This window comes from Halococcoides cellulosivorans (assembly GCF_003058365.1).
GTDB lineage: Archaea > Halobacteriota > Halobacteria > Halobacteriales > Haloarculaceae > Halococcoides > Halococcoides cellulosivorans.
The window spans coordinates 532,997-546,447 of record NZ_CP028858.1 but is presented as its reverse complement, the minus strand read 5'-3'; the positions used below and the strand labels follow the sequence as shown (position 1 = coordinate 546,447).

General features: G+C 67.2%; 13 protein-coding genes. 8 read left to right on the top strand and 5 right to left on the bottom strand.

All coding sequences use genetic code 11. The features are described 5' to 3' along the window. Positions 1–195 precede the first annotated feature (195 nt). On the top strand, positions 196–1,158 hold the full coding sequence (gene mvaD, locus HARCEL1_RS02615; RefSeq protein WP_108381051.1) for a phosphomevalonate decarboxylase MvaD: 963 nt from the start codon (positions 196–198) through the stop codon (positions 1,156–1,158). Positions 1,159–1,177: 19 nt separating this feature from the next. Here the strand turns inward: mvaD and HARCEL1_RS02610 are convergent, their stop codons facing one another. Continuing rightward, positions 1,178–2,047 carry a chemotaxis protein CheW gene (locus HARCEL1_RS02610; protein WP_108381050.1) on the bottom strand — a complete coding sequence of 290 codons (870 nt, stop codon included), beginning with the start codon at positions 2,045–2,047 and terminating at the stop codon, positions 1,178–1,180. Continuing rightward, positions 2,044–2,955, bottom strand: a complete 912-nt coding sequence (locus HARCEL1_RS02605; protein ID WP_108381049.1) for a ParA family protein — start codon at positions 2,953–2,955, stop codon at positions 2,044–2,046. Before HARCEL1_RS02605 ends, HARCEL1_RS02610 begins: the two co-directional genes overlap by 4 nt. Positions 2,956–3,127: 172 nt before the next feature. Between HARCEL1_RS02605 and HARCEL1_RS02600 the strand changes: the two genes are divergently transcribed. From HARCEL1_RS02600 to HARCEL1_RS02575, 7 genes are all read left to right on the top strand, one after another. Next, positions 3,128–3,598, top strand: a complete 471-nt coding sequence (locus tag HARCEL1_RS02600) for a FlaD/FlaE family flagellar protein (RefSeq protein WP_108381048.1) — start codon at positions 3,128–3,130, stop codon at positions 3,596–3,598. Between the two features lie 156 nt (positions 3,599–3,754). Then, positions 3,755–4,861 carry a rod shape-determining protein gene (locus HARCEL1_RS02595; protein WP_108381047.1) on the top strand — a complete coding sequence of 369 codons (1,107 nt, stop codon included), beginning with the start codon at positions 3,755–3,757 and terminating at the stop codon, positions 4,859–4,861. A 90-nt stretch (positions 4,862–4,951) separates the two neighbouring features. Further along, complete coding sequence (gene purD, locus HARCEL1_RS02590; RefSeq protein ID WP_108381046.1) at positions 4,952–6,238, top strand: phosphoribosylamine--glycine ligase; 1,287 nt, start codon at positions 4,952–4,954, stop codon at positions 6,236–6,238. Between the two features lie 57 nt (positions 6,239–6,295). Continuing rightward, positions 6,296–6,823 (top strand): acyltransferase, encoded by a 528-nt coding sequence (locus tag HARCEL1_RS02585; RefSeq protein ID WP_108381045.1) that lies wholly within the window; start codon positions 6,296–6,298, stop codon positions 6,821–6,823. A 246-nt stretch (positions 6,824–7,069) separates the two neighbouring features. Continuing rightward, positions 7,070–8,119, top strand: a complete 1,050-nt coding sequence (locus tag HARCEL1_RS02580) for a phosphate signaling complex PhoU family protein (protein WP_108381044.1) — start codon at positions 7,070–7,072, stop codon at positions 8,117–8,119. A gap of 25 nt (positions 8,120–8,144) precedes the next feature. Next, on the top strand, positions 8,145–8,321 hold the full coding sequence (locus HARCEL1_RS13605; protein WP_174182915.1) for a DUF7525 family protein: 177 nt from the start codon (positions 8,145–8,147) through the stop codon (positions 8,319–8,321). A 54-nt stretch (positions 8,322–8,375) separates the two neighbouring features. Next, positions 8,376–8,810 carry an SRPBCC family protein gene (locus HARCEL1_RS02575; protein ID WP_108381043.1) on the top strand — a complete coding sequence of 145 codons (435 nt, stop codon included), beginning with the start codon at positions 8,376–8,378 and terminating at the stop codon, positions 8,808–8,810. Here HARCEL1_RS02575 and HARCEL1_RS02570 read toward each other — a convergent pair. From HARCEL1_RS02570 to HARCEL1_RS02560, 3 genes are all read right to left on the bottom strand, one after another. Continuing rightward, a complete protein-coding gene (locus HARCEL1_RS02570; protein WP_108381042.1) occupies positions 8,798–10,177 on the bottom strand; it encodes an HPP family protein in 1,380 nt (459 codons plus the stop codon). The genes HARCEL1_RS02575 and HARCEL1_RS02570 overlap by 13 nt on opposite strands. A gap of 40 nt (positions 10,178–10,217) precedes the next feature. Next, positions 10,218–11,507, bottom strand: a complete 1,290-nt coding sequence (locus HARCEL1_RS02565) for an amidohydrolase (protein ID WP_108381041.1) — start codon at positions 11,505–11,507, stop codon at positions 10,218–10,220. A gap of 79 nt (positions 11,508–11,586) precedes the next feature. Further along, entirely contained in the window at positions 11,587–13,347 is a 1,761-nt protein-coding gene (locus HARCEL1_RS02560; protein ID WP_108381040.1) for a cellulase family glycosylhydrolase, read from the bottom strand. Positions 13,348–13,451 lie beyond the last annotated feature (104 nt).

The window sequence follows — 13,451 nt, the reverse complement described above, 5'->3', positions numbered from 1 at the left end:
AGGCAAGCCACGAGGAACAATACGAAATACCTCCGTATACTGATTTCAGATGCGGATAGTCCCATGAAGAGAGGGTAAAATCTAATAATAATAATAATAATAATAATAATACCATCGATGTTTCTCCGCCATCGACATCACTGCCTCGTTCGCCGGCGAAGGAAGGCCAAAGTGCCCGCCCGCCCAGGAGCGACCATGAAGGCGACAGCGCGAGCCCACCCGATCCAGGGGCTCGTCAAGTACCACGGCCTCCGCGAAAAGCCGGGCCGCTACCCGTATCACGACAGCATCAGCGTCTGTACCGCGCCGGCGGCGACCACGACGACGGTCGCCTTCGAGGACCGCGACGCCGACCGCTACGCGATCGGCGGCGACCCCGTCGAGGGGCGCGGGGCCGAGCGCATCCGGACGGTCGTCGACGCGGTCCGCGAGCGCGCGGGCATCGATCGGCGGGTTCGAATGGAAAGCGAGAACTCCTTTCCCTCGAACGTGGGCTTTGGCTCCTCGGCGTCGGGCTTTGCGGCGCTCGCGACGGCGCTCGTCGCGGCCGCCGACCTCGACCTCTCGCGGCCCGGGATTTCGGCTATCGCCCGGCGCGGGTCGGCCTCGGCGGCGCGTGCGGTCACCGGTGGCGTCTCCTTGCTCGAAGCGGGCCTGAACGACCAGGACTGCCGATCGCATCGCCTCGAATCGGCCGTCGAGGACTGGCGGGTCGTCGGCGTCGAGATTCCCGTCTACAAGGAGACCGACGACGCCCACGAGGAGGCCGCCGCGAGTCCGATGTTCGAGGCCCGCCGCGCCCAGGTCGGAGATCAGATCGCGGAGATGAAAGACGCGTTGCGCGCGGGCACGTTCGACCGCGTCGCGGACACGGCCGAGCGCGACACGCTCGCGCTCGCGGCGACGACGATGACCGGCCCCTCGGGGTGGGTGTACTGGGACGGCCGCAGCATCGAGGTGTTCGAGGCGGTCCGAGAGCTCCGCTCCGAAGAGGACATCCCCGCCTACTTCTCGACGGACACCGGCGCGAGCGTCTACGTGAACACGACCGCCGACGCCGTCGATCGTGTGCAGGACCGTCTCGCGGGCATCGGGACCGACACGCACGTCTGGTCGGTCGGTGGCCCCGCCAGCATCGTCGACGACGCGCTGTTCTGAGACGTACCGATCGGTGGAATCACTCCTCGTCGATCGCGTCGAGGGCGAGATCGGGTTCGATCCAGAGCACGAACTGGTCGTCCCGATCGATGACGCCGTTGATGTACGCCTCCTCGACCGGCGAGTCCCGCAGATCTGACTTGGAAACGGGCCCGACCTGGTGGACCTCGTCGACGAGCCACCCGATCGCGCCCTGGTCTTCGACGGCCTCGGCGTCGAAGACGACGATCAGCGATCCGGTCTCGGAATCGTCGACGTCGATGACCTCTTTGGGATCGAGGATCGTCGTGATCTGGCCGCGCAGGTCGACGACCCCCTCGACGAGCGCCGGTGTGTTCGGGACGCGCGTGATCGCCTCGTCTTTGACGATCTCCTCGACGTACGCGATGTCGATACAGTAGCGCTCGTCACCGAGTTGGAATTCGAGGACGCGCGTCTCGACGGTCTCGGTCGGGGCGACCGTCTCGGCGCTCGACTCGGCCGCCCCGGCGTCGGTCTCGGTCGGGACGACGGTCTCGGGGTCCGATTCGGTGGGGTCGACGGCCCCGCTCTCGACCGCGTCGTTCGTCGCGGCGAGGGTGTCGGCGTCGACACCGGAGACCGACTCAGCGACGCGTTTGGCGGCCGCCATCGCGTCGGAATCGATCCCCTCGTCCGCCGGCGAGTCGCTGGCGGCATCGGGCCGATCTTCGTCCGATGCGCCCGACGCTGGGTCTGGCCCTGGCGATCGCTCGGACGCCGTGGGATCCTGACCGGTGGGCGAGTCGTCGCTCGACTCGTCACCGGCGGTCTCCTCGGGGGTACTGTCGTCGGACGATGCGTCGTCGCGGCGGCCTTCGCGCATCCGCTTGATGCGCTCGGCGCGGTCCATACGGTCGTCGTCTGTCATGCTTGAGTCTCCTGGTTGGTGGGGGTAGGCTGCTCGAATCGGCGGCTCAGTTCGTCAGCGATCTGGAGGAAGACGCGTTCCATGTCGATCGCGTCCTCGTCAGCGAAAATCGAGTGGCCCGCCGAGAACGCCCGCTGCAGCGCCACGCGCTTGCGGACTTGCCAGACGGGGAACTCCGAGAAGACGGTTTCGAGCCACTGGATCATCGCGGCGTCCTCGTTGGTCTGTTCGACGCGATTGGCGACGACGCCGACGGTGTCGACCCGGATGTCGGCCTGGGCTTCGAGTGCCGCGAGTTGGTCGATGAGCAACTCGATCGCCCGCTCGGAGGTCGCCTCGGTCAGTGCCGGGACGATCACGTTCCGCGTCGCGTAGATCGCGGTGTCGGTCAACTGCCCGTAAAAGGGCGGCGAGTCCACGATGACGTAATCGAAGCCGACCTCGACGGCGTCGAGGACGGGATCGAGTAGATCCAGGGCGTTCCCGGGCGAGATCATCGCGGGGTCGATATTCAGCGCCAGCGGTTCCAGATCCGCCGCCCGAATGCCCATGTCCTCGGCTTTCGCGCGGGCCATCAGCCCGGCGATCGTGAGTTCGCGCTCGGCCTGGAGCAGATCGATATTGCTCGGGAGGACCGTCATCTCGGGGTGGTCGACGAGCAGACCCGGGGCCATCGAGGCCCCATCGGGATCGGTCAACGCGTCGAACAGCGTCGGCGGGCCGCGATCGTAGGCCTCGACGAGGCCGAGCCCTTCGGTCGCGTTGCCCTGCGGGTCGAGGTCGACGAACAACACGTCGTACCCGCGCTCGTTGAGCGCGCCCGCGACGTTGATCGCGATCGTTGTCTTGCCAGTCCCGCCCTTGGCGTTCGTGACACAGAGTCGCACCGGCCGATCCCGTGAGGCCATGCAGTTCATCCAACATCCGCGTTCCGCCGTCTTAAAATCACGTCTCGGGATATCACGATAGAAAATCAGAGTGGCGCCGACGGAGAGTGTGGTGGAAAATGGATACAACGTCGTCATTCGCCCGTCTGACGAGGTGGAAGTTTTATGCCCCAGTATCACGAATGTGTACGATATGCCGATCAACCCCCGGGACTACGATCTGACACACCTCCGGGAGATGGCCGACGGGCCCGACGGTGATCGACCGGACGGGGCCGACCGTCACGGACAGCCCGACCCCCTCGACGCGATACCGAACGCCCCCGAGAGCGAGTCGTTTCGCGCCTCGCTGTATCGCGAACTGATGCCGATCAGTCGGGACGACACGACGAAACCTTATCTGTCGGGGATGCCCGAGGTCCAGTCCGCCGAGTTTCTGATCTTCGAGTGGCTGGAGTACCTGCTCTTGCACGGCGGGTATCGCGGCGCGATGGAAGCACTAGCCTACTACGAAGACGTCGAGTGGATCACCGGATCGGTTCGCTCGGAGTTGGGCGAGTACCTCATGGGCATCGACCACCCGGCCCACGACGGCGAGGGCCTCGACGTCGACGACCACCTGTTGAGCCTGGTCTACGTCGTCAAACTCGACGCGATGAGCTGATCGGTCGACCCAGATTCAACGCGGAGAACGGGGAAATCGACCCGAAGACTGTGATGTAGCGGAAGTTGGCTGAGAGTTGTCTTCAGGCCCTGAGTGCTCCGAACGAAGACGAACGGCGAACAGCTATTTACCCTGTGCGATGGTATCACTACTGGTATGAGCGAGGACGATACCGAGGCCGACGAAGAGACGGAGGCCGCGGCGGACGAGGCCGACGCCCCCGAGGAGAGTGCCCCCGACACGGCGGACGGGCCCGTCCCCATCGGCGTCAAACTCGGGAGCACCCGGACGGTGATCGCCTACCCCGACGGCGGGAAACTCCGGACGATCCGGACGCTGACCTGTCTGGCGACCTACGACGACCCGATCAGTGGCGAGGAACAGGCGCTGTACGGCGAACAGGCCGCCCGCGAGTACCCCGATCGCGTGCAGTTCATGCTGCGCAGCGGGTTGCCCGAAGACGAGGATCGCGCGGACCTGACGGCCCGATTCTTCCGGGAGGTGCTCGAATCGAACGACGTGCCCGAGGACAGCGTCGTCGTCTACGCCATCCCGACGATCGACAACGAGTCCGGCCTCGAAAATCTCCAGGACGTCATCGAGAACAGCCCCGTCGGCAAAGCCCTCGTCGAGAGCTACCCCGAATCGCTGTGTGGGGCGATCCCAGCCTTTGGTGAGGGGCTCGAAGCGGTCGGTGAGATCTTCATCGCGATCAACATGGGCTCGACGAACCTCGAAGCCTCCGCCTACCGTCGTGGCGAACAGCTCTCACCGTTCACGACCGGTGCCGTCACCGGCAACGAGGTCGACCGGCGGATCGCCAACTACGTGGAAGAGGAGACCCAGGGCCGGGTGAACATCGACGTTCAGACCGCCCGCGAGTACAAAGAAGAACACGCCGACTTCGAGAACTTCGAGCCGTTTACCGACGTGATTCAACAGCCCGGCGGCGGCTCTCACGAGTTCACCATCGAGAAGTCCGTGATGAACGCCTGCGACGAGTACCTCGACGAGGTCGTCGAGGAGGTGGCGAACACGTTCCTCCCCGAGTTGGCCAACGACTACATGAAACTGTACAACATCGCGTTGAACCAGCCGATCGCACTCACCGGCGGCATGGTCTGCATTCCGGGGCTCGTCGACGAGTTCGAACAGCGTCTGAGCGAGGAGTTGGATCGCGACGTGCAGGTGATCGCCCCCGACGAACCCGACCGGTCGGCAACCTACGGCGCCCAGCGCATCGCCGCACGCCTCGCGGAGTGAGGGGTTTCGATCCCGTCGCGGTGACCGACCGGCCGGTGCTCAACCCACCGAAAAGGAAGCTTTAGGTTCGCGTGCGCCACCGTTTCGGGCATGAGCGAGACTGTTTTGCTGGTGGGTGGCGGCGGCCGCGAACACGCCATCGCGCGGGCGCTGGCCGACGACTGTACCTTGTACGCGTGTGCGACGAATCGCAATCCCGGCATCGCCGGCCTCGCGGACGGCGTCGAGACCCTGGAGACGACCGATCCGGACGCGGTGACCGCGTACGCCGAGGACATCGGCGCGACGCTCGCGATCATCGGCCCCGAAGCGGCCCTCCAGGCGGGCGTGACCGACGCCCTGGAGGCCGAGGGCGTCGCAACCTTCGGCCCGTCGGCCGACGCCGCCCGGATCGAGACCGACAAGGAGTTCCAACGGCGGTTCATGGACCGGAACGACATTCCGGGCTGTCCGGAGTACGCGGTCTTCGAGGACAGCGAGGCCGCCTGCGAGTACATCGACGAGTTCGACGGAGACCTGGCCGTCAAGCCCGCCGGCCTCACTGGCGGGAAAGGCGTCCGCGTCATCGGCGATCAGGTGACGGTCGAGGAGGCCAAAGACTACATTCGCGACTCCGAACACGACCGGATCGTCCTCGAAGAACGATTGGTCGGCGAGGAGTTCACCGTCCAGGCGCTCGTCGCGAACGGATCGGTCCGGGTCACCCCCGCCGTCCAGGACCACAAACGTGCCTACGAAGGCGACGAAGGGCCCAACACCGGCGGGATGGGGTCGTACAGCGCGGCCAGTCTCGAACTGCCCTTCATGGACGAGTCCGAGTACATGGACGCCGTCGATATCATCGAGCAGACCGTCGCGGCGCTCGACGACTACACGGGCGTCCTCTATGGCCAGTTCATGCTGACCGCCGACGGCGTCCGCGTCGTCGAGTTCAACGCCCGCTTCGGCGACCCCGAGGCGATGAACACACTGCCCGTGATGACGACCCCATTGCTCGACGTGCTCGTCGCCGCGCGCGAGGGCGATCAACTCCCACGCCTGAGTTTCGCCTCCCAGGCGACGGTCTGTAAGTACGCCGTCCCCGAGGGCTATCCGACCGATCCCGCCGCGGGGACGAAAATCGACGCCGACGCCGTCGATGAGACCGACGCACTCCTGTTTTATGCCAGCGTCGACGCCCGCGAGGACGGCATCTACACCACGACCTCGCGAGCGTTCGCGGTCGTCGGCGTCGCCGACACCATCGCCGAGGCCGAATCGATCGCCGAAGACGGCCTCGCGGCGATCGGTGAGGAGGGCGTCCGCGTGCGTCACGACATCGGGACCGAGGCCCTGCTCGCCAAGCGCGACGAACATCTCGCAAGTCTGCGCGAGTGAAACCGTGAGGGACCCGGTCTCGACCGACCGAGCGACGCCCGGCACCGAGAGGCGACGATGAGCGACGAGGCTTGCGGGGACGACGAGCGACGACAGGACCGTCTCGACCGCACGGCGACGCCGGGGCCGAACTCCGTGTACAGCCACTGGATCCGCGCGCGCAACCCGATCTGGATGCTGTTCATGCCCGTGGTGATCTGGATACTGAAGTACGTCCCCAGCGTCCGGCTGAAAAACGTCGTCCTCCGGACCGTCGGTGCGGAGGTCGGGGCACGGACCGCACTGGCCATCGGCGCGACGCCCGATTTCATGTGGCCCGATCGCATCACCTTCGGTGAGGACGTGATCGTCGGCTACGATGCGACGATTCTCTGTCACGAGTTCCTCCAGGACGAGTATCGCGTCGGAGACGTCTGGATCGGTGATCGCGCGACGATCGGGACGGGCGCGACGGTGCTCCCGGGCGTACGGATCGGCGCGGACGCGACGGTCGCGGCGAACTCGCTGGTCGCGAGCGACGTGCCCCGGGGGACGACCGTCGCGGGCGTGCCCGCCGAACCCGTCGACGATCACCTCTCGCCCTGATCGGTCTCGGGAGTCGATCAGACGAAAGGGGACGACCGGGGTCGCCCGGGGCGCGAACCCGCCGAGGAGTGCGAGGTGCCGACGCCGGTTTTGTGCCGGTCAGACGAGAAAAGCGTCGTTCCCGGCGTATCGAGATAGCAGGCCGACCACCATAAATACCGGTGACTGCGCGGAGCGATAGTATGCCCTTATACACCCTTCTACCGAACGGGGCAGATACAAGGCCGTAGGGACCCTGGACGAGATATGGAGACCCGCAAGGTCCAGCAACTGGGCCCATCGACGCTCGCGATGACGCTGCCCGCGGAGTGGGCCCGTACGTACGACGTGGAGAAAGGTGACGAGGTGAGCCTGCGCATCGGTGATCAGGGGTCGATCACCGTCCTGCCGGGATCGATCGATTCCGGCGAGTCGACGGCGACCATCGACGCGTCGGACCTGGACGCCGACACGCTCGAACGAGCGATCGTCGCCCAGTACGTCCTCGGACGGCGTGTGATCGCCGTCGAATCGGGAGATCGGGCCACGCTCGACGGCGAGCACATCTCCGCGGTGTACAACGCAGAGGCCCAACTCATGGGCCTGGGTGTCATCGAAGAGACGCCCGACAGGATCTCGATCCGGTGTTCGGTCGATCCCGCGGACTTCTCGCTGACGAACCTGCTCGAACGCCTGGAGTCGACCGGCCGGACGATGCGCTCGGAGGCGATCGACGCGCTCAGCCAGGGGAATCGCGAACTCGCGGATCGGGCGCTGAACCGCGAGCGCCAGGCGAACAAGATCTTCGTCCTCCTCCTCCGGTTGATCTTCTCGGCGCATCGCGATCCGACGCTCGCGCGCGCGGTCGGCCTCACCGAGAGCTTTCCGCTGATCGCGTATCGCTCGCTCGCGAAGAACCTCGAACTCACCGCCGACAGCGCCGAAGACATCGCGACGATCGCTCGCGACGCCGACGGCCACACCCTGGCGGTCTCGGATTCGACGATGAAACAGATCCGTGCGTTCAACGATCACGTCGACAAGATCTCAGAACAGGCGATCCAGGCCGCCGTCGAGCGCGATCACGGGGTGACGACCGACGTCCGCGAGCGGTTCCAGGCGATCGACGACCAGGTCCAGGACATCTTCGACGGTCTCGAAGAGTTGCCCAACGACGACCTCCTGCAGGTCCGTGAGGTGCTGGTCGCCCTCCAGCAGACCGCGGACTTCGGCGTTCGAAACGCCGAGATCGCGACGAACCTCGCGCTGGATCGCGACGCCGGCCCGGTGCAGATCGACGACGCGGCGAACGAGTGAAGTGGGCGCTCTCCGTTGAGCCTGCATGGAGACACAGACCGATCGACCGGTCGGCATCGCACTCGCGGGGCTCGCCGTCGCCGCACTCGGTGCGGGCGTGATGGCCGTCGCCGCGGCAGACAACCTGATCGCCGGGGGTGGGTTCGCGCTCGCGGTCGCCGCGGGCGTCGCCGCGATCGTCGCGGTCCAGACGCTAGCCTAACGGGTGGACGGCCGAGACCACGCCACCTATTGTGACGGACACCCCAGTGCGGCCATGACCGTCGAACTCGAACGCACGATCGAGATCGACGCCCCCCGGGACGCCGTCTGGGCGTTCATTGCCGACCCGATCGAGCGGGCGCGCGCCATCAGCGTCGTCGAGGCGGTCGATGCCGATCCCGAGCACGTGGATCGCGCGACCTGGGAGATATCGCTGCCGATCCCGCTGCTCGACAAACGCGTCAGCGTCGACACCCGCGACGTCGAGCGCGATCCCCCCGCATTCGTCCGGTTCGTGGGTCGCTCATCGGTGATGGACATCCAGGGCGAGCACCGCCTGACGGAGACGGAGACGGGCACGAGCCTCTCGAATCGCTTCGTCGTCGACGGCCACGCGCCCGGCGTCGAGACGTTTTTCGAGCGACAGTTCGGTGCCGAACTCGACAACCTCGAAGCCGCCTTCGAGTCGTTCGACACTCAGGACCGGTAGTTGCGATCGACGATCGCGAGGTCGGTGTCGATGCCCGCGAGACGCCGATAGGTCGGCGGCGAGAGGATCCGCGAGGGCAGCGAGCGGTCGCGACTCGCACCGATCACGACGAGATCGTACTGGCTGGCGTAGGCGTCGAGAAACGTCTCCAGGGGCGAGACCGCGACGCGCGTCTCGATCGGGCGATCGAACGCCGTGATCAGCCGCTCGATCGCGCGTTCGGCGGTCGGGCGCTCGTCGGCAGCGTCGACACACCGACAGACGCTGACCGCGCCCGACCCCACCAGTCGGTCCGCGAAGTCGATCATGCTGTGGGCGACGTCGCTCGCGCGCCGGACCGGGACGAGCACGCGATTCCACTCGGTCCGGCCCGCCCGGGAGTCGTGAACGAGCACGTCGAGGTCGCTCTGGAACAGCGCCCGGACGAACGGCGCGAGGCCCTCGTCGGCGTACACCGCCGGCGCGACGATCAGATCGCAGTCGGTGTCGTGAGCGACACGGAGGATCCGGTCGGCCCGCCCGCGCGCGACGACGACGTCGACCGGCGTGCCGACCCGATCGGTGACCGCCGCGGCGATCCGTTCGAGGTCCTCCGCGACCGCGTCGACCGAATCGGCGTCGCTGGCCGGATGTGCGGGCGGGTCCGTCCCGTCGAGGAGGCCACACAAGACGACCCGCCCGGCGTCGTGCGCACCGGCGATGCGGGCCCCGAGCGTCGCGGTCGCCGTCGCGGTCTCGCCGTAGACGGGCACGAGCACCTGATCGTCGGCCTCGATCGACTCGTAGAGCAGGCCCGCCCGGCGGTCGTACAGGCCGCGCCGCCAGACGACGTACGCGCCGGCGACGATCAGGCTCCCGGCGATCACGCTCGTGACGTAGCCCACGGGGTCGACCCCACCGGGGCCGGAGACGTGGACGAGCAGCGCCGTCGAGAACGCCGCCGGAGCCTGGAGGTCGAGGGCGAGCGTGACCAGTGCCGTCACCAACACGCCCAGCGCGACCGCGCCGGCGTGGACGTTCGTCGCCGGCACCTGATACCACACGGCCGTCGCGGCTTCGAGCGCGAGCCACCCGCTCGCCGCCCCGACCGACAGGCCACCGACGAACCGCCGGACGTCTCGTCGCCACGCGCCCGGATCGGCAAACAGCGAGTAGCCACCCGAGGCCAGCGGCGGGAAGAGCAGAAAGGGCAGCGCGGGTTCGTGGTTGGCGAGGAGGGTGACGCCGCCGATGAGAACGGGGAGGACGACCAGCACCGACAGCGTGAGCAGGTTGTCGGTCCGCTCGATCCAGCGGTGCCAGCGCACGGCGATCGCCCGATAGAAGCCGCGTGGGTCGAATCGTGATCGATCGCCGCGATCCGTCATCGAACGGCGATCCGTCCGGCGGCCAATTGATGGTTTCGAGTCAGGCCGCCCGATCGAGGAGAGCGGTCGCCTCCGAGATCGCGCGCTCGCGGACCGCGTCGGCGTCCAGCGTCTGGACCTCCCGATCGGCCATGAGCACCTGGCCGTCACAGACCGTGTGCCGGACGTCACTCCCGCGGGCGGCGTAGACCAGGTGGCTCACCAGGTCGTGCTGTGGCGTCAGATGCGGCGCGTCCAGATCGAGGACGGCCAGATCGGCGTTCGCGCCCGCCTCGATCCGCCCGGACTCGAAGCCGAGGACGTCCGCCCCGCCCGCGGTCGCCATTTCGACCGCGCTCTGGGCGTCGACCGCGCTCGCGTCGTCGGCGGCGAGTTTGCCCACCAGCGCCGCGTCGCGCATCTCTCCGAACACGTCGAGATCGTTGTTCGAGGCCGCGCCGTCGGTGCCGAGTGCGACCGGCACGCCCGCGTCGAGGAGGCGCTGGACGGGGGCCATCCCGCTCGCGAGTTTCATGTTCGACGCCGGGCAGTGCACCACGCCCGTTCCGCGCTCCGCGAGCAGATCGATCTCCCCGTCCGCGAGGTGGACGGCGTGGGCGAGGAAGTCGTCCGCGTCGAGCAGGCCACAGTCCGCAGCGTACGCCAGTGGGCGCTGGCCGTGCTCCTCGACGATCGGGGCGACCTCCTCGCGATTCTCGTTGGCGTGCAGATGCACGGGCAGGTCCGCCGCGCGGGCCTCGGGGACGAACTCCCGGAGGAACTGTTCGCCGACGGTCGTCAGCGAGTGGGGCATGAACGCCGTTCGAATGCGCCCGTCGGCCGCCCCGTCGTACTCACGGGCGAAAGCGAGGCCGTCACGACACTCCTGGCGGGCGGCGTCGGCGTCTTTCCCGACCGTGATCGACCCGTAGCCCAGTCGGGCCCGCAGGCCCGATTTCTCGACGGCGGCGACGACCTCGGGCATGTGGAAGTACATGTCCGCGAACGCGGTCGTGCCCGAGCGAATCATCTCGACGAGGCCGAGTTCGGTGCCCGCCCGGACCGCCGACGGCGTGAGGTGGGCCTCCAGCGGCCAGATGTCCTCTTCCAGCCAGGCCTGGAGCGGTTTGTCGTCCGCGACACCGCGGAGAAGCGTCATCGCGACGTGCGTGTGAGCGTTGACCAGTCCCGGCACGACGAGGCCGCCCGACGCGTCGAGGTGATCGTCACCGAACAGGTCCGCACCGATCGCGTCGATTCGGCCAGCCGTGCGGTCGATGCGCACGTCCGCTCGATCGATCGATCCGTCCGGGCGGAGGACGCGTCCGTCCTTGACGACGAGTGTTCCCATGTGCCGACTCGCGCCCGGCGGGCCCCTCAATCTGCCGTTCCGAGGTGGGCCACGTCCCCGACGTCGACGCAGTCGACGCTCAGACCGTCTCGAACAGCGCGAGGACGTCCTGCATCGTGAGCGTGCCGTCGCCGTCGAAGTCGTAGTACTGCGCGTTGTCCTGGGCGGCAGCCGAATCGGAGTTCTGGAACAGTGTGTTCACGTCCGGGAAGTTCACCGTTCCGTCGCCCGAGAGGTCCTCGTACAGGCCGTCGCCGTCGGGATCGGTCGGTGCGTCGGGCCAGGTCGGCTCGTCGTCGGTCGGCGTGGTCGTGGTCGGCGTCTCGTCGGTCGGCGGTTCGGGGTCGGCGTCACCGCCGATGTCGGGCGTCAGGTCGGGGCCCTCGCCCTCACCGAGCAGGTTGATCTCGGGAATCTCGACGTACGCCGAGGAGCCACCGTCGTTGTACGCGGTGACGCCGATCCAGGCCTGCGAACTGGGTTCGAGGCCGCCGATGACGATCGGTGGCCCGTTCACCTGACCGAGCAACTCCTGATTCGCGTAGACGTTGTAGCCGTCGGCCCCGTCGACGGTGGGCCACTCCACCTCGACGGTGGTGTCGGCTTTCTGGAGGAGTGCGACCTCGCCGGGCGCGGCGGGCGCCGAGACGTTCGGATGCGGATCGGCGGGCGCGTACGTCCCGTAGTTGTCCGCGAGGAACGACTGCATCCAGTCGCCCCACTCGGTGGCGACCTCGTAGCTCCGATCGAGCATCGGCGGGCCCCAGTCGAAGTCGAAACACCAGCCGATCGGGTGGGCCGCGTCGTAGGTGTCGAAAAACTCCGCGAACTCGGGGCCGTGCTCCTCGCGCGTGCCGTTCATGTGGCTGCCCGAGCCACCGAACCCGAACTCCGTGATGAACACGGGCACCTGCTCGGAGGCCTCACCGAAGTACGTCGACAGCGGGCGCAGGCCCTCCTGGGTGTAGAAGTGCCCGACGTAGCCCAGGTTCTCGCCCGCGAACTCGTGTTCGGGCGCCCAGAGCGTCCACTGACTCCAGCGGGGCGACCCGATGATCGTCAGGTTCGAGGCGTGCTGGCGGATCGTATCGACCCACGGCTGAGCCGTCTCGCGCCAGTTGAGCCAGGTCTGCTCGGAGCCATCGTCGGTGACGTCCGGGCAGTCCTGGATACAGCCGGCGCCGTTGTACGGGGTCGTCGGCTCGTTGTACACCTCGAAGATGACGTGATCCTGTTCGGCGTACCGCGCCGCGACGGTGTCCCAGAAGTCGGTGATCTCCTCGTGGAGGTCGGCCTGGTCCCAGTCCGGGCCGTCCGGCCAGTGCCGATGGTAATCCAGAATGCAGTACACACCCTGGTAGGCACACTCCTCGACGATCGGATCGACGTACTTCTCGATGTAGCTGTCGAGTTGCTCCTGGGTGTACGCACCGGGTTCGATCGATCCCGCGCCCTGCCGGGCGATGTCGTTGGGCTGCATCGGCACGCGGATGATGTTCGCGTGCCAGCCGTTGTCGTGGTTGGTCGCCAACTGGACCGACCGCTCGCCCCTGAACTTGTAGTAGGGGGCGTCCCGGCCCGCCCGCCACGGATCGACGATGTTGACGCCACGGAGCGTCACCCGGTTGCCCTGCGGGTCGACGATCAGGTTGCTCGAACTGCTCTTCCGCTCCAGACGCGGCGGGGCCGACGCGACCGACGAGGCGCTGACGGAGTTCGTCAGGCCGACCCCGACCAGACTGCCCGCAGCGGCCGCGCCCGCGGCCTTCAGCAGTCGTCGTCTGGTGGTCGCCTGGGTCGATGCACCCGTGGTCGATCGTGGTGTGGTGTCGTCGTTCATGGTGTAATTTCACACAGTCTGCGCGCCCGTCCCCCCGACTCGCAGACCTGGTTCATTACATGTTAGCCTCACGCGTGATTAAATCTTTCCCGACGGAATCGAAC

What these genes read in the sequence shown, in the direction of transcription:
- mvaD (WP_108381051.1), top strand. Translation starts at nt 196, where the DNA reads ATGAAGGCGACAGCGCGAGCCCACCCGATCCAGGGGCTCGTCAAGTAC.
- HARCEL1_RS02610 (WP_108381050.1), bottom strand. Translation starts at nt 2,047, where the DNA reads ATGACAGACGACGACCGTATGGACCGCGCCGAGCGCATCAAGCGGATG.
- HARCEL1_RS02605 (WP_108381049.1), bottom strand. Translation starts at nt 2,955, where the DNA reads ATGGCCTCACGGGATCGGCCGGTGCGACTCTGTGTCACGAACGCCAAG.
- HARCEL1_RS02600 (WP_108381048.1), top strand. Translation starts at nt 3,128, where the DNA reads ATGCCGATCAACCCCCGGGACTACGATCTGACACACCTCCGGGAGATG.
- HARCEL1_RS02595 (WP_108381047.1), top strand. Translation starts at nt 3,755, where the DNA reads ATGAGCGAGGACGATACCGAGGCCGACGAAGAGACGGAGGCCGCGGCG.
- purD (WP_108381046.1), top strand. Translation starts at nt 4,952, where the DNA reads ATGAGCGAGACTGTTTTGCTGGTGGGTGGCGGCGGCCGCGAACACGCC.
- HARCEL1_RS02585 (WP_108381045.1), top strand. Translation starts at nt 6,296, where the DNA reads ATGAGCGACGAGGCTTGCGGGGACGACGAGCGACGACAGGACCGTCTC.
- HARCEL1_RS02580 (WP_108381044.1), top strand. Translation starts at nt 7,070, where the DNA reads ATGGAGACCCGCAAGGTCCAGCAACTGGGCCCATCGACGCTCGCGATG.
- HARCEL1_RS13605 (WP_174182915.1), top strand. Translation starts at nt 8,145, where the DNA reads ATGGAGACACAGACCGATCGACCGGTCGGCATCGCACTCGCGGGGCTC.
- HARCEL1_RS02575 (WP_108381043.1), top strand. Translation starts at nt 8,376, where the DNA reads ATGACCGTCGAACTCGAACGCACGATCGAGATCGACGCCCCCCGGGAC.
- HARCEL1_RS02570 (WP_108381042.1), bottom strand. Translation starts at nt 10,177, where the DNA reads ATGACGGATCGCGGCGATCGATCACGATTCGACCCACGCGGCTTCTAT.
- HARCEL1_RS02565 (WP_108381041.1), bottom strand. Translation starts at nt 11,507, where the DNA reads ATGGGAACACTCGTCGTCAAGGACGGACGCGTCCTCCGCCCGGACGGA.
- HARCEL1_RS02560 (WP_108381040.1), bottom strand. Translation starts at nt 13,347, where the DNA reads ATGAACGACGACACCACACCACGATCGACCACGGGTGCATCGACCCAG.